The sequence below is a fragment of the Amphritea balenae genome, assembly GCF_003858655.1.
In the GTDB taxonomy this organism is placed as follows: domain Bacteria; phylum Pseudomonadota; class Gammaproteobacteria; order Pseudomonadales; family Balneatricaceae; genus Amphritea; species Amphritea balenae.
In genome coordinates, this window is the sequence record NZ_RQXV01000002.1 from 196,862 (window position 1) to 219,212 (window position 22,351).

At 47.9% G+C, this 22,351-nt stretch carries 16 protein-coding genes and 1 pseudogene; all 17 read left to right on the forward strand.

Annotation, left to right across the window (positions count from 1 at the left end; all coding sequences use genetic code 11):
• The first annotated feature begins 220 nt into the window (after positions 1-220).
• The 17 genes and pseudogenes from EHS89_RS05205 to EHS89_RS05285 all read left to right on the forward strand — a co-directional run bounded on the left by EHS89_RS05205 (position 221) and on the right by EHS89_RS05285 (position 22,319).
• Positions 221-2,053, forward strand: a complete 1,833-nt coding sequence (locus tag EHS89_RS05205) for an ABC transporter ATP-binding protein (protein WP_124925072.1) — start codon at positions 221-223, stop codon at positions 2,051-2,053.
• A 47-nt stretch (positions 2,054-2,100) separates the two neighbouring features.
• On the forward strand, positions 2,101-2,841 hold the full coding sequence (locus EHS89_RS05210) for an ABC transporter permease (protein WP_124925073.1): 741 nt from the start codon (positions 2,101-2,103) through the stop codon (positions 2,839-2,841).
• A 71-nt stretch (positions 2,842-2,912) separates the two neighbouring features.
• Complete coding sequence (locus tag EHS89_RS05215) at positions 2,913-3,842, forward strand: DMT family transporter (RefSeq protein ID WP_229753645.1); 930 nt, start codon at positions 2,913-2,915, stop codon at positions 3,840-3,842.
• A gap of 5 nt (positions 3,843-3,847) precedes the next feature.
• Positions 3,848-4,141 (forward strand): TfoX/Sxy family DNA transformation protein, encoded by a 294-nt coding sequence (locus EHS89_RS05220; RefSeq protein WP_229753643.1) that lies wholly within the window; start codon positions 3,848-3,850, stop codon positions 4,139-4,141.
• Positions 4,142-4,252: 111 nt separating this feature from the next.
• A complete protein-coding gene (locus tag EHS89_RS05225; RefSeq protein ID WP_124925074.1) occupies positions 4,253-4,882 on the forward strand; it encodes a LysE family translocator in 630 nt (209 codons plus the stop codon).
• 20 nt (positions 4,883-4,902) lie between these two features.
• The gene (locus tag EHS89_RS05230; protein WP_124925075.1) at positions 4,903-5,937 is read left to right on the forward strand and encodes an NAD(P)H-dependent flavin oxidoreductase; all 1,035 of its coding nucleotides are present in this window, start codon (positions 4,903-4,905) and stop codon (positions 5,935-5,937) included.
• Between the two features lie 136 nt (positions 5,938-6,073).
• Positions 6,074-6,556, forward strand: a complete 483-nt coding sequence (locus EHS89_RS05235) for an FKBP-type peptidyl-prolyl cis-trans isomerase (RefSeq protein ID WP_124925076.1) — start codon at positions 6,074-6,076, stop codon at positions 6,554-6,556.
• Positions 6,557-7,118: 562 nt separating this feature from the next.
• Positions 7,119-9,353: a bifunctional diguanylate cyclase/phosphodiesterase gene (locus tag EHS89_RS05240; protein WP_124925077.1), complete on the forward strand. Its 2,235-nt coding sequence runs from the start codon at positions 7,119-7,121 to the stop codon at positions 9,351-9,353.
• A 10-nt stretch (positions 9,354-9,363) separates the two neighbouring features.
• Positions 9,364-9,570: pseudogene (locus tag EHS89_RS05245) on the forward strand (peptidylprolyl isomerase); the annotation flags it as partial.
• Positions 9,571-9,817: 247 nt separating this feature from the next.
• Positions 9,818-10,738: an AAA family ATPase gene (locus tag EHS89_RS05250; RefSeq protein ID WP_124925078.1), complete on the forward strand. Its 921-nt coding sequence runs from the start codon at positions 9,818-9,820 to the stop codon at positions 10,736-10,738.
• A gap of 6 nt (positions 10,739-10,744) precedes the next feature.
• Positions 10,745-11,716, forward strand: coding sequence for a DUF58 domain-containing protein (locus EHS89_RS05255; protein ID WP_124925079.1), 972 nt, complete (start codon positions 10,745-10,747; stop codon positions 11,714-11,716).
• A complete protein-coding gene (locus EHS89_RS05260; RefSeq protein ID WP_124925080.1) occupies positions 11,713-13,791 on the forward strand; it encodes a transglutaminase TgpA family protein in 2,079 nt (692 codons plus the stop codon). The genes EHS89_RS05255 and EHS89_RS05260 overlap by 4 nt, the downstream gene beginning before the upstream one ends.
• A 118-nt stretch (positions 13,792-13,909) precedes the next feature.
• Entirely contained in the window at positions 13,910-14,698 is a 789-nt protein-coding gene (locus EHS89_RS05265) for a M48 family metallopeptidase (RefSeq protein ID WP_124925081.1), read from the forward strand.
• Positions 14,699-14,991: 293 nt separating this feature from the next.
• Positions 14,992-16,806, forward strand: coding sequence for a methyl-accepting chemotaxis protein (locus EHS89_RS05270; RefSeq protein ID WP_124925082.1), 1,815 nt, complete (start codon positions 14,992-14,994; stop codon positions 16,804-16,806).
• 402 nt (positions 16,807-17,208) lie between these two features.
• Positions 17,209-18,324 (forward strand): porin, encoded by a 1,116-nt coding sequence (locus tag EHS89_RS05275; RefSeq protein ID WP_124925083.1) that lies wholly within the window; start codon positions 17,209-17,211, stop codon positions 18,322-18,324.
• 237 nt (positions 18,325-18,561) lie between these two features.
• Positions 18,562-19,725 carry a nitric oxide-sensing protein NosP gene (gene nosP / locus EHS89_RS05280; RefSeq protein ID WP_124925084.1) on the forward strand — a complete coding sequence of 388 codons (1,164 nt, stop codon included), beginning with the start codon at positions 18,562-18,564 and terminating at the stop codon, positions 19,723-19,725.
• Positions 19,722-22,319, forward strand: a complete 2,598-nt coding sequence (locus EHS89_RS05285) for a hybrid sensor histidine kinase/response regulator (protein ID WP_124925085.1) — start codon at positions 19,722-19,724, stop codon at positions 22,317-22,319. The genes nosP and EHS89_RS05285 overlap by 4 nt, the downstream gene beginning before the upstream one ends.
• Positions 22,320-22,351 lie beyond the last annotated feature (32 nt).

Consider the following 22,351-nt stretch of genomic DNA (forward strand, 5'->3'; position numbering starts at 1 on the left):
TCCGGTGAGTCGGGATAGTGGGATAAAGTATAGCAGTGGCTCCGGACCGCCCGGTTTGGCTAAGGACGCTGCGAATCAGTTACTTAGTGCGCCTCTGAGTACCTATACTGAACATCGGCTTTGGTAAATTAGAGATAACGTCATAGTGGCCGCTTCGGTTATGATCGGAATTCAAACTAGCCTGAGCCGGGAATAGATTGCCGGCCTGCACGGACCCGCCATGTACAATTTCTTTGAACGAATGACTCAGCCTTATCCTGAACAGGAACCGCAGCAGCCTCCCAAAGGTCTTTATGCATTCTGTCGCTATTATATGCGGGGTATGGAATGGCCATTGCTACTGATGACGCTCTGTTCCGCATTGTTGGCGGTACTTGAAGTATCGTTGTTTGGGTTTCTGGGGCAGCTGGTGGATTGGCTCAATACCAAGCAACCAGAGACCCTGTGGCAAGATGAAGGTGCTACCTTGATCGGTATTGGCTTGCTGCTTTTAGTCGGTTTACCTTTGTTAGTGACATTCCATTCTCTGATTGTTCATCAGGTACTGCTGGGAAATTTTCCGATGGCGGTTCGTTGGCTGGCGCATCGTTATCTGTTACGCCAGAGTCTGTCGTTTTATCAGAATGATTTTGCCGGTCGGATCGCAACTAAAGTGATGCAAACCTCATTGGCGGTCCGCGAAGCGGTGATGAAACTGCTTGATGTGTTGGTTTATATCGCGATCTACTTTCTCGCTATGCTGGTGTTAGTCGCGCAGGCCGATATCCGGTTAATGTTGCCGTTATTGGGCTGGTTAGCCTGTTATTGCCTGTTGATGTGGCATTTTGTTCCCCGATTGAAACGGGTGTCTGCTGATCAGGCTGATGCCCGTTCATCGATGACCGGCCGTATTGTTGACAGCTATACCAATATTGCCACCGTTAAATTGTTTTCTCATAGTCAGCGGGAATCGGATTATGCCCGGGAAAGCATGGATGGCTTTCTCGATACGGTTTATCAGCAGATGCGGTTGGCAACCGGACTCAATGTGATGGTGCAATGTCTCAACTATGTGCTGGTCTTTATCATTGCTGCCGTGTCTATCTGGCTATGGAGCTATAGTCTGGTGACGGTAGGGGCGATCGCTATTGCTATCAGCCTAGCCCTGCGCCTTAACGGTATGTCCCAATGGATCATGTGGGAAGTAAGTACCTTGTTTGAGAATATTGGTACTGTGAGTGATGGCATGAATACGTTGTCACAGCCGCTGGATGTTACTGACTCCCCCGACGCTGAACCATTAAAAGTGTCCCGGGGGGCGATCAGTTTCACAAATGTGTCATTTCATTATGGTAAGACTGAAGGGGTTATTGAGCAGCTGAATCTTGATATTAAGCCGGGTGAAAAGGTGGGCCTGGTGGGACGTTCAGGTGCGGGTAAATCGACGCTGGTCAATCTGCTATTGAGGTTTCATGATCTGGCAGAAGGTAAAGTGCTGATTGATGGCCAGGACATCAGTCGGGTACAGCAGGATAGCCTGCGAGCAAATGTGGGTATGGTGACACAGGATACTTCATTACTGCATCGCAGTGTGCGGGATAACATTTTATATGGTCATCCTGATGCCTCAGAGGAACAGATGATCGCTGCTGCGCACAGGGCCGAGGCGCATGAATTTATTCTTGGATTGAGTGATCCCCAGGGGCGCACTGGTTATGATGCTCAGGTGGGTGAGCGGGGTGTTAAGTTGTCTGGTGGCCAGCGCCAGCGAATAGCGATCTCCCGGGTAATTCTCAAGGATGCACCGATTCTTATTCTTGATGAGGCGACATCAGCACTGGACTCTGAGGTCGAGGCTGATATTCAACGGGGTTTATCCAGCATGATGGAGGGTAAAACTGTTATTGCTATAGCCCATCGGTTATCAACCATCGCTGCTATGGACCGCCTGATTGTGCTTGATGAAGGTAAAATTATAGAGCAGGGGAGTCATCAGGAGTTGATCGCTTCGGGTGGTATCTATGCACAGTTATGGGCCCATCAGTCCGGTGGCTTTATCGGGGTAGAAACCTGATTCAGAACTATATTACGATCAGGTAAATTAACAAAGGAGCGCTTCAGATGCCAACGATCTCCTGGTTATCTCTTGCCTGGTGCAGTTTACCGGTTATTGTTATCGGCATTATCTACGCTCGCTGGTCTGGCAATCGTTCTGAAATACTCATGGCCAGTGCCCGAATGACATTACAGTTGGTCGGTGTAGGTTATGTGCTGGTGGCGTTGTTCAATAATCCGTCGCCCTGGATCACCAGTGGCGTATTAGCGCTGATGATCTGCGCAGCCAGTTGGATTGCGATTCGACCTGTCAGGCACCATCAGGGCTTTTTAAAACCGGCATTTATTGCGCTGGCTGTATCGGTGTCTGTGCACCTGGCTATTTCTCTGTTGTTAGTGATGGGGGTGGATACCTGGTATGAACCCCGGGTTATTATCCCGTTGGCTGGGATGTATTTCGCCAATACCATGAATGCAATTAGTCTGGCTGCTGAGCGATATCACGCAGAGCTACATGAAGGGAAAGATGAACATAAAGCGCGTCTGACGGCGTTTCAGGCGGCGATGATCCCCCAGATAAATAGCTTGTTAGCCGTAGGTTTAGTTGCACTGCCGGGCATGATGACCGGGCAGATCCTGTCCGGCGTGTCACCGCTTATTGCGGTACGCTATCAGATCATGATTATGACGATGGTGCTGGGAGCTGGAGGTATTGGTGCTGCGCTGATGCTGTGGCAGCTGGGTCGCCACTATCGAAAAAAATCGTTGGTCGGGATGCCGGTTGAGAAGAATGATGAACAGCCCTGAGCGTTAAAAACAGTCTTGAACGTAAAAGCAGCCATGAACAATACAAACAGCCGTAATAGGGAAGGTATCTCGTGAACACAAGTATGACCCTATGGCGTACTATTCTGTTTACCAGTATTGCTTTGCTGGCATTTGCCGGAAACTCGGTATTATGTCGTCTGGCATTAGGTGAACAGAGTATTGATGCCGGCAGTTTTACAGTTATCCGCTTACTCTCAGGTATTATTACGCTGACACTGCTGTGGTATTTCAGTGGCATGCTCTCTGAACCGAAATCGAAGCACAAGCAAGTGGCTATACCCGCTGGACGGGGTAGCTGGTCTGCGGCGTTGATGCTGTTTATCTATGCGATTACCTTCTCCTACGCTTACATTAGCCTGGATACCGGTACCGGTGCGCTGATCCTGTTTGGGGCGGTGCAGATTACCATGATTCTGGTTAACTGGATTAAAGGAGGGCGACTGCGATGGCCTGAATGGCTAGGTTTATTCCTCGCATTCGGTGGATTCGTTTACCTGCTGGCTCCGTTGTTGAGTACGCCTTCAGTGAGCGGCTTTTTGTTGATGACTGCATCAGGTATTGCCTGGGGGTTATATACCCTTAAGGGCAGAAGTTCACAGCGTCCACTGGCCGATACGCATTTTAATTTTCTGCGCACTTTACCACTGCTCCTGATTAGCATGTTATTTCTTTTAGATTCCGGGTATCTGACGGTTAACGGCATTGTTCTGGCAGTACTGTCCGGTTCACTGGCTTCAGGTGTAGGCTACGCCATCTGGTATCTGGCCTTAAATGGTTTATCTGCTGTGCAGGCTGCTGTTTTACAACTGCTGGTACCAGTAATCGCTGCACTAGGTGGGGTGGTCTTTGCTGCTGAGGAGATTTCGCTGCGGTTAATTATCGCATCATTGATGGTATTGGGTGGCATATTGCTGGTGGTGTTGGGCCGCTACTATCTATCGGTCTTGTCTGCTGAGAAGGAAACCGGCGGTGATGGATAATTGTGTTGAATAACGAGAATAGCTTTCCTCTGGCAGCTTTGCCTGGCCTGGGGCCTAAATCAGCCCAATGGCTTGCACAAGTGGGAATCATTACAGAGCAACAGTTGCGAAAGCTGGGGCCGGTACGGGCTTTTCTATTATTGGAAAGAGGATGTAGTGTTAAACCCTCGCTTAATTTTCTCTATGCAATGGTCGGAGCGCTTGAAGAACGGCATTGGCAGGATGTTGCCCTGCATGATAAAGCCCGCTTGCTAATGGAGCTTGAAAGCTACCGAGAGATGGACCAGTTTTTTGAATAATGTAGTGACTGCATTTTCTAATTATATGAATAGCTGTCAGAAGTTTTGGTTTATCTTTTCCGGCTCAGTTAAACTCGCTATCTGAGCCATAATTACAGGTCAGTAACGGATATGGATACGCAGCTGTTTTTTACCTTTTTAGTCGCAATTACCCTGCTGACGATGACCCCGGGGGTGGATACTATGGTCACTATCCGCAACAGTGCTCGTGGTGGTTGGAAAGATGGTTTTACTACCAGTTTAGGTATTTGTAGCGGTTTGTTTTTGCATGCGACAGTGTCTGCTCTGGGCATCTCAGTTATTTTGCTTCAGTCTGCTTATGCGTTCAGTGCGCTGAAGCTGGTTGGCGCCGGTTATCTGATCTGGTTGGGGCTGAACAGCCTGTATTCTATTTATGCCGGTCGTGGGATGTTCAGTGTGCCTGAAACTGCGGGTCAACAATTTGAATTGAAGCGCTCACTGCGAGAGGGTTTTTTGTCTAATGCTCTGAACCCTAAAACAGCATTGTTTTATATGGCGTTCTTGCCACAGTTTATCGATCCTCAGGGCTCGGCTCTATGGCAGTCGCTAATGCTGGCAGGCATTCATTTTGTTATTGCTATGCTGTGGCAGTGTTTGCTGGCCCTAGGAGTGAACCGTGCTCGGTTATGGTTACAGCGGCCCTCTGTGAGCCGTGTCTTCAATGGTATAACCGGTACGGTGTTGCTGTTGTTGGGAGGCCGGTTGGCGCTTAGCGATTAACGTTTCTGAGGGGATAGAATATGTCTATTACTCAACTGTTTGATATTGAACTACCCATTATTCAGGCGCCAATGGCCGGGGTGCAGGACAGTGCCCTGGCTATTGCGGTAAGCAATGCCGGAGGCTTAGGTTCTCTGCCTTGCGCCATGCTTACACCGGAGCTGCTAAAAAAGCAGTTAATCATATTGAATCAGGGAACTGACAAGCCGGTAAATCTTAATTTTTTCTGCCACTCTCCTCCGGCCCCGGATGTTGAACGTGAGAAGGGTTGGGGTAGAGCGTTACAGCCTTACTATTCAGAGTTTAGTCTTGATATCGACGCCATTCCTGCAGGTGCTGGTAGAGCACCCTTTAGTGCAGCAATGGCGGATGTAATTGAGCCCTTTCGACCTAAAGTAGTGAGCTTTCATTTTGGGTTGCCGGATGCTGCATTGTTAGATCGGGTTCGCAGCTGGGGGAGTAAAATTATCTCATCGGCCACCACTGTAGAAGAAGCGCTTTGGCTGGAACAACAAGGGGTCGATGCCATTATTGCTCAGGGGCTTGAAGCCGGTGGCCATCGGGGGATTTTCCTGACCACTGATATGACTACCCAGGCAGGTACTTTTGCTCTGTTGCCTCAGGTTATTGCTGCGGTTGATCTGCCGGTCATTGCTGCTGGAGGTATCGCTGATGCTACCGGCGTTAAAGCGGCTATGGCGATGGGTGCTGCAGGGGTTCAGCTAGGCACTGCTTATTTGTTATGCGATGAAGCCAGTACCAGTAACGTGCACCGTGCGGCGCTCACGGCAGTAGGGGCTGAGCATACCGCATTGACTAATATTTTTTCAGGTGGACCGGCGCGGGGAATTGTTAATCGTATTATGCGTGAGCAGGGGCCCATGAGTAGCGATGCGCCGGCGTTTCCCCTGGCTACTACCGCTATAGCACCGTTGCGAGCCGCTGCGGAAGCGCAGAATAACGGCGATTTTTCACCGCTCTGGTCGGGTCAGAACAATAGCGGTTGCAAGGCTATACCGGCAGCTGAACTAACCTTGCAATTGATGGGGGAATAATTTAGTTAAGCTGGGTTGATATTGCTTTACTCAACCCCATATCGTTAGCTATGTGACTTATTCGTACCTTCCCATATTTATAACCGAGGCCTTTGTCAGTTTTTGCTGTGTCGGACCTCCAACTGAGATTGAAATAATGCAAATTGCTGACAAGAAAATTGTTCTGATTCATTACACTCTGACTAACCTGGACGGCGAAGTAATGGATTCATCTGAAGGTCAGGAGCCTCTGGCGTACCTGCACGGTATGGGTAACATCGTTCCGGGCCTGGAAAAAGAGTTGTTGGGTAAGCAGGCTGGCGATAAAGTTCTGGCGGAAGTTGCTCCGGCAGAAGGTTACGGCGAAATCAATGAAGAGCTGATTCAGGAAGTGGATCGTGCTGCGTTTGATGGTGTTGATAGTATCGAAGTCGGTATGCGCTTTATGGCTCAGACTGCCTGGGGTGAGCAGCCTGTGATTGTAACCGCAATGACTGAAGATAAAGTAACTGTTGATGGTAACCATCCACTGGCTGATCAGACGCTTAAGTTTGATGTTGAAGTGGTTGAAGTACGTGATGCGAGCGAAGAAGAGCTTGAGCATGGTCATGCTCACGGTGCTGGCGGTCATCACCACTAAGAGTGACATGTTTATAAAAAGGGCGCATTGCGCTCTTTTTTTTGGCCTATAAGCAAGGGATATCTGAAGTTAGCTCATTATATTAAGGATAATAAGGTGATGACGTTGTCGGGTAAAAATATTAACCCGGTATAGCATCAAAATGTTGGGTTTGGTACAAAAGTGATAATTGATTGTGACATTGCATATGTGCTTTAGTCATACTTGGTCATACCAGTTTAGTTGTATCATTGTAATATTTTCGTGCTTATTATAGATTGGCGCGGAATCTAATAGTCTGATGCATAATCTGTGTGCTGTAACTAAGAATTATACACTGGAAATTTGCCGATTCATTTTTAGCTGTGAAGTGATCTTGTGATGATCTTTTAGTCTTATTCGATAGACTAATACTCCGATAGTTGTGCACTTTCCAAGCATGGGCATTGGGTTAATGGTTGACCCGGTCTAATAAAGGACGTTTATTTGTAAGGGATTATTTAGTAAGGAAATTTTCACCTTTTAATACAGTTTGTGAGATTTGAAGTCTCAATCTGTGTTTGTTGTATGGTTTAGATTGTCTGTGAGTGAACTCCCCTTAAAGAAGCGCCACCTCTATACTTTTTCAATTTTCGTAGTTTGTCTTCTAGCCGGTTTATACCTGACTTGTCAGGCATTAAAATTTGCCGAAAAAGAGCATTACTCCCTGTTAGATGATGTCGCCCAGGCTCAGGCTGATCTGATCGAACGACGTCTTTCCCGTTCGATGCTGGCGACTAACTTTCTTGCCCATACAGTCGTCGAAAATGGCGGCTCTGCGCCGAAGTTTGAATATCTTGCCCAGCGTCTGATCGAGACCCTGGGTGGTATATCCAATGTACAATTGGCGCCGGACGGCATAGTCAGTTCGATCTATCCTCTGGCCGGAAATGAAATAGCGATCGGCCACAATATTCTTGAGCATGAGGCCCGTAGCAAGGAAGCATGGCAGGCGATATATGAAAACCGGACGATTATGGCAGGGCCTTTTGAGTTGATTCAGGGCGGCATGGCGGTTATCGGTCGGCGACCAGTGACGATCAGTGATGATACCGGTGAGCATTTCTGGGGCTTTGTTTCCGCACTGATCTTTCTTAGTGATCTTATATCGGTGACCGATCTGCCGATGTTGGAAGGCAAAGGCTATCTGTTTTCGCTACATCACAATAGTAGTGCAGGTCGGGGCAATTCTTTTTACCTGACCCCAAGCTGGTCGAGCGAGCCAAACACCCAACAGCAAGTAGAGCATAGTGTTCAGGTTCCTGGTGGTTTCTGGACTCTGGTAGTCAGTAAAGATTACCCACTGATTCCGTCGTACATTGCTGGTGCTTTGCTAAGTTTACTGGTGGCCGGTCTAATTAGTTTGGTTGTATACCGTATCCTGCATCTACCGGAATTGTTGCAGCAAAAGTTACGTGAGAGTAGTGCCAAACTGGAGCAGTTATCGTTTTACGATATTCTTACCGGTTTGGCAAACCGTAAACTATTTCAGCAGGAGTTGCTGAGGCTGAATGAAGATAATTCGAACAGTAAGCAGAACGCTGCATTGCTTTATATGGATCTGTCGGGTTTTAAACGGATCAATGACTCCTATGGCCGGAAGGCTGGAGATCAGGTATTGATAGAGGTAAGCCAGCGCTTGCGTAGCGGCGTAAGGGCTAGTGATATGGTTGCCCGGTTGGGGGCTGATGAATTTGCGATTCTGCTTAAGAATGTAAAATCGACCCAGGGAGCACGGCGGATCGCTGAATCATTGCAATTTAACATTCGTCAGTCTTATCTTCTGGAGCATCAGGAGGTTCTCATTTCGGCTTGTATCGGTATTACTATGTTGCCCGCCGATAGCCCCAATGCTGAGTGCTGGCTGCAGAACGCTGATCTTGCTCTGTATGCGGCGAAGCAGCAAGGTAAGGATGGTATCTCATTCTTTGATCCGCATATTCAGACTGCTGTGACGCAAGGTCTCCAACTTGAACAAGAGCTGAGGCAAGCGCTCGAAGAAGATCAGTTTGCCTTGTTTTATCAGCCTCAGGTTGATCTGAAACAGCAGCAGATTATCGGTTACGAGGCGTTGATTCGCTGGCAGCATCCGGAAAAAGGCCTGCAAGCCCCTCTCAGTTTTATTCCGGTCGCGGAAGAATGTGGTTTAATTGTACCTATCGGCTACTGGGTAATAGAGCAGGCTTGTCGGGCGATAAAGCATCGTGAAGAGCAGGGGCTGGAGTCAAGATTTATTGCAGTTAATTTATCACCGGAGCAGTTTAAAGATCCGCAACTGATCAACCGGATCAGGGATATTCTGAGTCGTATTGAGATCAACCCGACGCTACTGGAAATTGAGATTACCGAAAGCTCACTGATCGAAGATGTCGAGCAGGCGGTTGAGGTCTTGTACCATATACGGCGTTTGGGACTGACTATCTCTATTGATGATTTTGGTACCGGCTACTCTTCGCTGGCGCAGCTGAAGCAGCTGCCGGTTGACCGGTTGAAGATTGATCGAAGCTTTATTATTGGGCTGGCTAGTGACCCCGATGACCAGATGATTGTTGAAGCGGTCGTGGCTATGGCGCATAAGCTTGGCCTGAAGGTGGTTGCTGAAGGCATAGAAACCGAGCAGCAGTTGGCGGTTCTGGTCTCCTGCCAATGTGATATCGGACAGGGGTTTCTGTTTGGTCGACCTGAGCCTGAATCCCTGCACAGTGTTGAGTCGCTCAGAGAGCAGCACAGCATTGAGTCAGTCAAAGAGCAAGGTTTCGTCGTTCAGGCACCGGTCTGATGCTTTAGATGGCATTCGCTTTATGGCTCAGACTGCCTGGGGTGAGCAGCCTGTGATTGTAACCGCTATGACCGAAGATAAAGTGACTGTTGATGGTAACCACCCACTGGCTGATCAAACGCTTAAGTTTGATGTTGAAGTGGTTGAAGTACGTGATGCGAGCGAAGAAGAGCTTGAGCATGGTCATGCTCACGGTGCTGGCGGTCATCACCACTAAGAGTGGCATGTTTATAAAAAGAGCGCATTGCGCTCTTTTTTTTGGGCCTGAATTAAGGTCGTTCTGGGAATCCCTTCCTTAGATATCCATAATAAAATGATGGGTAAATGCAGAGGTATCTAGCTGCTCATAATGGTTTTCGACGCTTGTTTAGCTGCGGTGTAAGACATAAGGTTATAGGTAATGATTTACAGTTTTTAGTAGTTTTATTTACCCAGCAGATTTTATTTTCGGAGTCCTTCTCAGCATGCGAGATCAGATTGAATTAGCTGTTTCTGAAATTTCAAAGGTGCTTTATGGTAAGCAGGAGCAGATTAAACTCGCGCTCAGTTGTATTTTCAGTGAGGGACACCTGCTAATAGAAGACCTGCCGGGCATGGGGAAAACGACACTGGCCCACGGACTCGCCCGGGTGTTGGGGTTAGACTATCAGCGCTTGCAATTTACCAGCGATATGTTGCCTGCTGATATTCTGGGTGTCACTATCTTTGATGCTCCCAGCAATAGCTTTCAATTTCATTCAGGGCCGGTATTTACTCAGTTACTACTAGCTGACGAGGTCAACAGAACCACGCCTAAAACTCAGTCAGCCTTGTTGGAGGCGATGGAAGAGCGACGGGTCAGTCTGGATGGGCAAACTTACCCTCTGCCAACACCTTTTTTTGTCATAGCGACTCAGAATCCGGTCACTCAGCATGGCACATTTCCGCTGCCTGAATCTCAGTTGGATCGCTTTCTGATGCGTATAGAGTTGGGTTACCCCGATACAGCTGCTGAGCGGGAATTGCTGAAAGGGGGCGACCCCCGCAGTAAGCTGGAGTTGATGCAGCCGCTGATCAGCTCAGAGCAGTTAAAACAGATTACTGAAGCCTGCAGCGAGGTCAGGGTTACCGACAGTATTATTGATTATCTGCAGCGACTGGTTGCCCATAGCCGTCAGGCAGAAGAGTTTAGTTACGGCATATCACCCCGGGGGGCACTGGCACTGCTTAGCGCCTGCCGGAGCTGGGCCTATATTGAGGGGCGGGATTATGTGCTGCCTGAAGATCTGCAGTTATTAATTGGACCTGTCATAGGGCACCGATTACGCGCCGCTGAGGATATAGGCAGCTTCAGCTCAGATAGTCTGATTCAGCAGTTGCTGAACCGGGTAGATGTAGTCGGGTGAGCTGAGATGATCGGGTTATTTCAGCAGAAACTAAAGCGGGCTTTCTTTCGCTGGAGTTTACGCAGAAGTCCGCGACAACGTGAACTGATTCTGAGTCAGAAACGTATCTACATCATGCCTTCCCGGGCAGGCTTTACTTTCTTAGTGATGTTACTGGTGATGTTGGTTCTGGGGATCAACTTTCAAAATAATCTGATCTTTGCTGTGACATTTTTACTGGGCAGTTTGTTTGTTGTTGCGATTCTGCATACTTACGCCAATCTATCGGGTATGCGGATACAGTTCGTCCGGGGGCACCCCTGTTTTGCCGGAGAGCAGGCAGGGTTTGATCTTTGTTTCAGTAGCAAGCAACAGCGTGATTATGAAAGCATTCAGTTGCGTTGGCAGCATGGTACTTCAAGTAGCTTCGATCTGGCAGCCAATCAAACCCGAGAGCTACGATTGTATCAGCCGACCCAACAACGGGGAATACATAAAGCAGAAGCCTTGCTGATAGAGACGTTTTATCCGCTGGGTCTGTTCCGTGCCTGGACCTGGATGGAAGCCGATCTTAGTACACTGGTATACCCGCGGCCCATTGAAGGAGGACAGTTACCCGGATCTTCAGTCTCTCATTCAGGTAAGCAGGCCAGTGAACAAGCCGGTGGTGAAGACTTTTCAGGACTGGAACAATTCCAGACCGGGATGTCGCTCAAACGGGTAGCCTGGAAACAGTATGCAAGGGGGCAGGGTTTACATGTAAAGCATTACGTTGAACTGACCGATAACCAGTGTTGGTTGTGCTGGGAGTTCTGGCCGGAGTTGGATGTGGAAGCCCGCTTATCCCGGCTGACCTGGTGGGTGCTGCAGCTTGATCGTAAGGGGCAGCCTTATGGTTTACGCATGCCGGGGATTGAAATCGAACCTCAGCGAGGGGAGACCCACCGGCTTAATGTTCTGGAAGCGCTGGCATGCTTTGAACAGCAGGGTGGTTTGTGAAGCCGGTCTATCAGTTAACCCGCAGCAGTATGATCTGGCTGGTGGGCAGTATCGTACTGGTCCTTATCCCTTTTCTCCCGGTGTTGCCGTTGTGGCTAATTGTGCTAGCTATTGTGTCACTGGGGTGGCGATTGCTGGTGCATATCGGGCGTATGAATTTCCCCCACTGGAGTGTCCGGCTGGGGTTGTTGTTGGGGGTTCTTATTGCTCTCCTGTGGGAGCTTCGTAGTGGTGCTACGATGAGTATTCTGGTTGCTCTTCTGGTGGCGTCGTTTCTACTTAAGCTCACTGAGATGTATCAACGGCGAGATGCGCTGGTGGTCCTTTATGTTGCTTTCCTGTTGTGCGCCTGCAGTTTTCTGTTTTATCAAAATATACTGATGGCGTTCTATGGTTTACTTTGCCTGATCGTGATTACTGCTTGCTTGAATACGGTATACCGCAGTCAGCAGAACAGTGATCTCTGGCGTCCACTGCGTCGCTCGGTTGTGCTATATCTTCAGGCGATTCCGGTGATGTTGGTGCTGTTTCTTATCTTTCCTCGCATAGACCCGTTATGGCAGGTGGATCTGGATACGGGGAAGGCCTATACCGGTTTGTCGGACTCAATGGCACCGGGCGATGTTAGCAAGCTGACCCGTTCGGCTGAGATCGCCTTCAGAGTTAGTTTTGATGGTGAAGTACCTCCTGCGAATCTTCGCTATTGGCGGGGACTCACTATGGATCAGTTTGATGGTCATCGCTGGACCCGTTCCGAGTCGTCAGTGAACGCCGGACCGGTTATTGTTCACTTATCGCTTCCGGATACGCCACCAGATACTGATTATCAGTATCAGATAATTATGGAGCCAAGTGGTCAGCGCTGGCGTTACGCCCTGGATCGGCCAATCAGCTATCCAGCGTCAATGATGATGTTACCGGATTTTACTTTACAGTCGCCTGAACAGTTGCAACAACGAATTCAGTATTCGGTATTATCTAGAACAGGAAAGTCTCGTGTAGACATGTCTAGAACAGTAAAGTCTCGAGCAGGTAAGCCCCGAGCAGGCAAGTCCGGAATAGGTAAGTCCGGATCCGGGTCAGTAAAGGCGCAACTTAGCCGTTCTCAGAGGCAACGATATTTACAATTGCCAGTTAATGGCAATGATAAGGCCCGGCAACTGGCGCAACGCTGGCTGGTAGAGCAGGGTAATACACCCGCTTTTGTGAAACAGATGATGCAAAGCTTTGCATCAGACTTCAGCTATACACTTCAGCCACCAAGGCTGACCGGTGACAGGATTGATCAGTTTCTGTTCCAGACCCGGCAGGGTTTTTGTGGTCACTTTGCCAGTGCTTCGGTATTTTTATTACGCTCGGCAGGTATTCCCGCTCGCATCGTTGGCGGTTATCAGGGGGGCGAACTGAATCCGGTCGATGGCAGCCTGACGGTGCGCCAGTATGAAGCACATGCCTGGCTGGAGTATTGGTTTAATGGCGACTGGCAGCGGTTGGATCCTACTTCAGTTGTAGCACCCTCCCGACTCGACCAGGCAGCGGATCAACTATTTAGTTCCCAGGAAGGGTTTCTGGCCGATGCGGCATTAATGCGCAGCGGAATATTGAGCCGCGGTTGGTTAAAACAAATACGGCAACAATATGACTCAGTTAACTACAGTTGGCATCGCTGGGTACTTAACTATCATCAGCAACAGAACGGTTTTTTGCAGCGGCTGCTGGGCGAAGTGACCGCGCTAAAGCTAATCATATTCTTATTGATGCCGGCAGCAATCATGTTAACGGTTGTCGCATTGAATCTGTTATACCGACGTCGGTCTCGACCAGATCCCCTGACCCGAGCGCTGAATACCCTCAATCGTCAGCTGCAAGGACGGAACCTACAACGTCGCAGAGGAGAAACTGTGGGTAGTTTTTGTCAACGCCTGAGTGGTCAGTTTCCCCAGCTCAGTACAGAGTTAAAGCAGTTAGCCGGTTGTTATGAGAAAATCTGTTATGAGGGTGATGAAAGTAGTGCTTTAGAGAAAGACTTTATCGCAAAAGTGAATTATTGTTGTCGGCAAATAAGGCATCAGTAAATTGATGTTCTTGCTGTTGGCGATTATGGCTGTTACGTAGTGCGAATATTGCATACTCTGAACCCAGTGGCTTAATTTGATGGGTTGCCCGGTATATAGCATCTGACAGTTTCACGTATTGGTATATGTAATAAATACCGGCTTCCAGGCTAAGGATTCCTCTATTTTTAATCATCAACAGCTTCCTGAATACAGTTTGCGCCGTAGTAAACGACGCAAAACCGTCGAAATACAGGTGCGTCCTGATCAGGTTCGGGTACTGGCTCCCTTTGGTATTGCACAGTCCCACATCGATCGGTTTGTAAAGGATAAAACGGCCTGGATTCAACAGCGGCAGCAGGCGTTACAGGCACAGCAATCCAGACAACCACAACCCGTGACTTTAAATACGGGGTGCTGGATTAACGTTTTGGGGCAGCAGGTGAGGCTTCAGGTCACAGAAGATCGGCCTGCTGCCGGGGTAGAATTACAGCAGAATATTCTACAGTTATGGCTTTCAGCTCGAATCAAAAAGCCCCGTACTCAGGCGATCAGTGATCAACTTGAGAAATGGTATCGACAGCAGGCTGAACAGCTTTTTCAGCAGCGCGTAATGATCAGGGCTGATCAGATGGGGCTGCAACCATCACGGATTATCATTCGTAGTTATCGACGCAGGTGGGGCAGCTGTAATAGCCGCCGTGAAGTGAGTTTTAACTGGCTACTGGTTATGGCTCCTGAGTTTATTGTCGACTACGTTATCGTGCATGAGCTCTGCCATCTACGTGAAATGAATCATTCCTCAGCATTCTGGCAGTTGGTACAACAGTATTGTCCTGAATACCGACTGGCGAAAGCCTGGCTCAATAAAAACGGATCCCTTATGCAATGGCCGCCAGTTCAGAGTGGTAAGCAGGGGAATCTGTGAGCAAGTCCGGGCTGCACTTATCATCCCCGCTGAGGGCTGACTTACCCCAAGGCTTTGATGGGCAAGCCCTGAATACAGCATTTGCATTCTTAAAGTGCTGATTAAGGGCGACCGTTATTAATGGTGCACTTCGCCTGGTATCGGCAAGCTTCAGAGCTTTCGGAGCATGAGCAGGAATTAATCATAAGCTGCTGATTACTTGAAATGGGTACATAGATACTTCCCTGTTGCGGTATTTTGTTTTATTTATCTAACAATCGAGAAAATTTAACTTAAAAAAAGAAGCGAACGATATGGGGCTGTACGACGCTATAGAAAGAAATTTTTTCAACTCATTAACCCGCAAAATAGTCGGCAACGTGCTTTTTTTGTTGGGTCCTGTGCTGCTGTTTGCCAGTCTGAATTGGTACTACATAGGACAGATTGAGAGTCTTGCTGCGAGTGGGACCGGGGATGCTCAACAGCAGGCGGAACTGCTTAATCAGTTGCAACAGTTACGTTCCTTTAGTTGGTTAATAACGGGGCTGGCTGTAGGGGCCTCACTTTTCACTGTTTTCTTTATGCGGCATATTTTCCTTCGTCCTATTCGTAAAATGATTGATGTACTCAGTGCTATCAAAGATAAAGATGGCGATATTTCTGCCACGCTGCCTGATTTTACCCACGATGAAATTTCCACTATGGCATCTAGCTATAATGGTTTTTCAACCAGTCTGAAGCGAATTATTGCTGACACCCGTAACCATAGTGTCAGGGTAGCTCTGAGTGCTACTCAGCTAAGCAAGGTGTTACAGGAGGTTCGCCGATCGACCAGTGAACAGGAAGGGCAGGCGCAGCAGGTCCTTATGTCGAGTCAGGAATCGACATTTGCTATTGAAGAAGTGGCTGCAAATACCCTTAAGATTTCAGAGTCGACCAGTAATAACCTGGAGGAGATCAAAAGTTCAAATAACGAGCTGGAACAGGTTCTGGTTCAGGTAAAGACTATCTCTGAGCTGGCATCGGGTTTTCAGCAAACGGTGGAAAAGCTTAGTCATAGCTCCGACACCATCACCGAGATACTGTCGATGGTCAAACGTTTTTCAGATCAGACTAATTTGTTGGCATTGAATGCGTCCATTGAAGCGGCTCGGGCGGGGGAAGCCGGGCGGGGATTCGCCGTGGTTGCAGACGAGGTTCGTAATTTGTCGCAGCAGGTGCGAGATGCAACCTCAGAAATTGATGAGAATATTATGGTGATGACCGCGCTGGTGAAAGATACCAAAGTTAATTCGGCAAATATTCTGGAATATACGCGCAATACCGAAGGCTTTATTGGTGATACCAGCGAACAGTTCGGCCGGTTAGTAGTGGATTTTGAAGAGGTTAATAATCAGTTAACGACAATCAGCTCTACCTTAGATGAACTTTCCTATACTAATAAAGAATCACACTCCCATGTAGAGAAAATCGCCGGAATAAGTGGTGATATTCGCGATGAAATGAACCGTTCAACGGTTTTCTCAGGCGAGCTGGAAAGCTCGACGGAGGAAACTCAGGAGCTGTTATCACGCTTTATTATTGGTTATGGCAGTTTTGAGCGAATCATCCAGGCTGGCAGAGACTGGACCCGCCAGACTCAGGATGCCCTGGAGCAATTGCAATCTAAGGGGCTGAATATATTTGATACTCAATATATTCGAACCAACGATGATCTGCCTGAAAAGTATGATGTTAGCTATGTCGATGCCTACGAGCAGTTATTACGGCCCATGTTTGACCGCTTTCTTACTGAGCAGCCCGGGTTGATCTATGCGATCGCAGTTAATACTGACGGTTATGCTCCAGCCCACCATATGAAAGTCTCAGAGCCGCTTACCGGTTGTTTTGATGTGGATAATATCAAGAGTCGCCATCGGCGTATCTTTGCCGGTAACCGGGCTGAAAAACGCCGTGCCACACATACTGCGCCATTTTTACTGCAAACGTTTATCAGGGATACCGGGGAAGTACTCAATGACCTGTCTTTTCCTGTTTATGTGGATGGTAAGCACTGGGGCGGTTTTATCATGGGCTTTGAAGCAGAGCTTTTGATGGACAAGGATGATTCAGCTGAAATCGTCAATTGAGCGAATTGAATACTGTGCCGGGCTCTTAAAACGGGCTCTGAAAACGGACTCTGAAAATTAGCCTTGTTAGCCAATCTCACAATTAAGTCAGACTAATCGCGCTATTAATGAGCTAATTAATCGCTTAATTACCCAAACCTGTAGTATTGCATCCTAAGGCGTGTATCTGAATCAGATGCACGCTTTTGTATTAGGTCGAATGAGCATGATACCCAATTGTGCTTTGAGTCCGGGCCTTCCTGATAACCTCTCTAACTACTTTTTTAGCGCCGTCATATTGCTTACAGGTAGTAACGTCGTATCGCTTATATTAACAGCGCCAAAGAACACTACTGAGCCTCCGTATTGCCCTGAATAATGCTCTGACCAAATCAAACTTGCGATTAAGAATTAGAGGGTAATATGAATAATAAAAAGATCTTGCGCAGCTTGCCTTTAGCTTTGGCTATTATGTGTAGCAATAGTGCAATGGCTGGTATCAGTTTATATGATGAGGATGGCACAAGCTTTTCGGTCGATGGGCACTTTAATGCGTTTTATACCTATCAGGACCGCGAAGATAAGGTTGCTGATACCAGCACTACAACGTCCAGAGTACGGATGGGTTTTCTGCCTAACTATATAGGTTTTAATGTTGCTAAAGAGGCTGGTGATCTTACGCTGGGTGGCCGCTCCTCTTTCTGGGTGTCTATCAATGATAGTAATCAGGATGGTGATGCAACCAAGACTGATTCAATGATCGATGTACGTCAGTTCTATGCCACGGTTGATGGTGATTTTGGTCAGGTGTTGTTTGGTAAAGATTTTGGTATTTATGGCCGTAGTAACATCTTTAATGATGAATTACTGATGGGGGTTGGTTTTGCACCTGCAACCACTTCAAATACAACCTTCGGTAATATTACGACGGGTTACCCTTATGCAAATCCAACTGCACAAATTACTTATCGCACGCCGGTAACTAATGGCATGCAGCTGGCGGTTGGTATACTGGATCCGAATACAACCGGGTCGGCATCTGATCAGAGTAACAGTGCCCGCTTTGAATCCGAACTGACCTATAGTGTGAATTATGATGGTGTTGCTGTGAAGGCCTGGGTAGGTGGTGCGCTTGGCGATTCAAATACTGCCGGTGTTGATGCTAAAGGTATATCTTACGGTGCTCAGGTTGCAGCGGCTGGCTTTGCCCTGACTGCTTCAGGCTTTAATCAGGAAGGTATCAGCAGTGTATTTGCCAGTAATACCCTGGCGGCCAGTGATGAGGCTGATGGTTATCTGGTACAAGGTTCGTATAGTTTTGGCGCAAATAAGGCCGTTTTGTCTTATGGTCAGACTGAAAATAAAGCGGCCGGTGCCTCTGTTACTACACAGGATAGTCTTACCGGTGCAGCACTGTTTCATAGTGTGAATGATAACTTGAAACTGGTTGCTGAATATACGATTCATGAGACCGATAACGGTGTGATTGAAACCAGCCAGACTGACACTTTTGCAGTCGGCGCTACCCTTAGCTGGTAGTCTGTTCTGCTAGTTTAATAGCAGAGCGGCACTCTGACAGTACACCCCCTTCGTATTCTCAGAGTGCCCTTTACTACTTTGGTCTTGCTTTTGTTTTGCATAAATATCATATAAAACAGATAATTAGATAATTTCTACCGATAGTTGTTCTGTTCAAAAGAGTACTCAAGTACAGTTCTTTTTGCGATTACTGCTGCATACACTCAAAGGTCTGTTTATGTCTCCGAGGTGCCGGACGTGATTAATCAACCCTCCTCAAATATCTGCCAGCCTGAACTGCGTACTGCATTCACGACTGAACAGGATGTTGGTACCGCAACGATATCGTTGTATCAACAACTGAATTGTCCGGACCTTCATTTCATTCTTTTTTTCTGTTCTGCAGAGTACGAGCTGGAAAAACTGGCGAACGCATTGCAAGCCCGGTTTCAGGATCAACTGGTCGTAGGTTGTACAACGGCCGGTGAGATAACCGTTGAAGGTTATGCGCAGGGCAGCATCTCAGCCATCGGCTTTAGCGCTTCCAGTTTTGCTGTCAGTGGTCAGTTGATTACCAATCTTGAACAGTTCAGCTTTGCTGAAGCTCAGGGACTGGTTCAGCAGCTATCTGAGGAATGTCTGGCGCGTCAGGTTGCGCCAATAACCGATCATAGTTTTGCTATATCACTGTTTGACGGGTTGTCTACTCAGGAAGAACAGGTGTTGATAACGCTGGATTCTGCGCTGGGCAGTATTCCCCACTTTGGTGGGTCTGCCGGTGATGATATCTGCCTGACCAATACCCATGTTTATTATGAAGGTGCATTTCATACTGATGCAGCGGTGGTTATTTTGGTCAACACCTGTTGTGAATTCCGGGTTTTCAGTGGCCACCATATGCAAAACAGAGAGACTAAGCTGGTTGTAACCGAAGCTGACAGCGAATCCCGCAGGGTTTGCGAGTTGAATGCTGAACCTGCCGCGGAAGAATATGCGCGGGTTGTCGGGTTGCCGTTAGAAAAGTTGAACCACGAAGTTTTTGCTTTGAATCCAATTGCCGTGAGAATTGGTGATGAGTACTTTGTACGATCGATTCAGAGTGTTAATGATGATCTTAGCCTGACGTTCTACTGCGCTGTTGAAAATGGCATTGTGCTAACGGTGATGCGCCCCGGCGAGATGGTCCCATTATTAGATCAGCAGCTCAGTCTTGAAGAGAGCGCTCTTGAGGAGCATCTGCTGACCCTGGGCTGTGATTGCTTTCTACGCCGGCTTGAGGGTGGTATACGAGGTTTGAATGAGTCGTTATCTGAGTTGTTACGCCGGCATCGGGTGGTAGGTTTTAATACCTACGGAGAACAGATCGATGGTATGCATGTTAATCAGACCTTTACCGGTGTTGCGATCGGGAGAGCCCGATGACTGAGCGACTCGGCGAGAATACCGAACAGCTGCTTCAGCATATTGCAAAGCTGGAACGGGATAATGAAAAGCTGCAAAAGATAAACCGGGTATTGATTGAACGGGTCGAAGTCAGTGCGACCACCCGAACCGACCCTTATGCTGCATTTGAACATTCAGTCGTATTGGCGGAACAGGTACGGGAGCGAACCGCCGCCCTTAATGTCGCCTTAGGTGATCTGAAAACCAGTAATCAGGCGCTGAGTCAGGCAAAACACCAGTCAGAACTGTCCCATCAACGTCTTATTGATGCGATTGAAAGCATCTCCGATGCGTTTGTTTTATTTGATAACGAGCGCCGCATTGTACTTTTCAACAGTAAGTTTGAATCGGTATGGGAAGGTACCGGGGTGGTAATTAGCGAAGGTCTGGCGATTCAGGATATTCGTCGGCTGGCTGAACAACACGATCTGATTGAGGAAGAGTATCGGGCTGATGAGGCCGATAATGCGGTGGTGTTCCGGCTTAAAAATGGTCGTTGGTATCAGGTAAGTGAACGGCCAACGCTGGATGGTGGACTGGTCATCCTGTATACCGATATTACTGAGTTGAAACAGAACGAAACCGCTCGCCGGGAACGCGCTCTGGCTGATAAGTCAAAATTGTTACAAAACACGGTTGATAACCTGTCGCAAGGCGTTGTACTGATCAATGCTGACGGGCGACTGGAAGTGTGGAATCAGCGTTTTCTGGCATTATCAGGCTTAGATGAAAAAGAGCTGATTAAGCAACCGTTATTTGCCGACCTTATCGCACGGTGTGAGTTGATTCTGCTAACGCCTTTCAGTAATCAGCATAATACAGAGCAGACCATTGAGTTGGAACAGAGCCTGGATAGTGGTCAGGTTATTGAGATCAGAACACATCCGATCGCCGAAGGCGGCTTTGTAAATACCTATACCGATATTACCGAACGACACCAGTATGCCGAGACCTTGCGTGAAAGTGAACAGTGGATTCGTCTGATTACCGACCATGTGCCGGCATTGATCGCATATGTGGGTGAAGATCTTAAATTTCAGTTTACTAACAAGGTTTATGAACAGTGGTATGACTGGCCCCGCGAGGCCTTGATCGGTAAAACTATTACGATGGTTCATGGTGGGCGGCAGTTTATCCGCCTGAAGCCTTATATTGACCGGGCACTTTCCGGTGAAAGTGTCACCTTTGAAATAGAGGAACAGGATGCTCAGGGGCAGCCGCGCTATATGCTTAAAGCTTATGTGCCCAATCTTGATGTTGATGGCCGTGCGGTGGGTTTCTTCGTACTGATCAGGGATATCACAGAGCGGCGGAAAACTGCTCAGGCTTTACAGCAGTCATATCAAAATCTTGAGCAGCGGGTGGATGAACGTACCTTTGAACTGACCAAATTGAATGATCAGCTCTGGCAGGAAATTACTGAACGAAAGCAGGTTGAGGCGCGGTTAATGGAGGCGAGCAAAAATGCTGAACAAGCCAACCTGTCTAAAACTAAGTTTCTGGCTGCGGTAAGTCATGATCTGTTACAGCCGTTAAATGCTGCCAGACTTTTTACCAGTGCGCTGTTGGAACAACCTTCTGTACAGGGGGAACGTCATCTGATCGATTCGGTCAGCAATTCGTTAGAGGATGTGGAATCGCTGCTCAGCACGCTGGTGGATATATCTAAATTGGATGCCGGTGTGATCGAAGCGGATATCACCGCTTTTCCGGTCTCTAGTCTGTTAGATAATATCGCCAATGAATATCAGCAAATCGCTGGTAGCGAACAGCTTCAGCTAGGGTATGTGACCAGTAGTGCGGTGATTTGCTCAGATTCTCAGTTATTGGCAAGGATACTGCGAAACTTTCTGTCCAACGCTATTCGCTATACCGATTCGGGCAGGGTTTTATTAGGTTGTCGTCGTAAACGTAACAGTCTTGTTATCGGCGTATGGGATACGGGTCGGGGTATTCCTGAAGAGAAGTTGAGTGATATCTTTCTCGAGTTTAAGCGTCTCAAAGGTAAGCGGGCTGAAAATGATAAAGGGCTGGGGTTGGGACTGGCCATAGTCGATAAAATTTCCCGTATTCTGGAGCATGGTATCAGTGTTGCTTCTATTGAGGGGCGAGGATCGATGTTTGCTGTTGAAGTACCTTTGGCGCAAAAGGGAGAGTATCGTGCCGTTTCGCAGCCGGTTATGCAGCTAGATAATCACGGACAGTTACAAGACGCCTCGATCTGGTTAATTGATAATGACCGGGCGATCTGCCGGGGTATGAAAACATTAATGGAAGGCTGGGGCTGTCGGGTGTTAACTGCACAGGATAAAACCAGTTTGATGGAGCTGCTTGAAACAGAAGCACCACCGGGTTTACTGATTGCTGATTATCATCTCGATGATGATGAAAATGGGTTGGATGCAGCGATTGCATTTAATCAGACGTTGGCTGAACCTATACCGGTTCTGATGATAACCGCTAACTATTCCAGCGAACTAAAACAGATAATTCGGCAGCAAGGCTATCAATTGATGAATAAGCCGGTCAGACCGATGAAACTAAAAATGATGCTTGATCACCTGCTCAAGTAAGCTTGTGCATTCCCCATAGTGGTATATAAGTC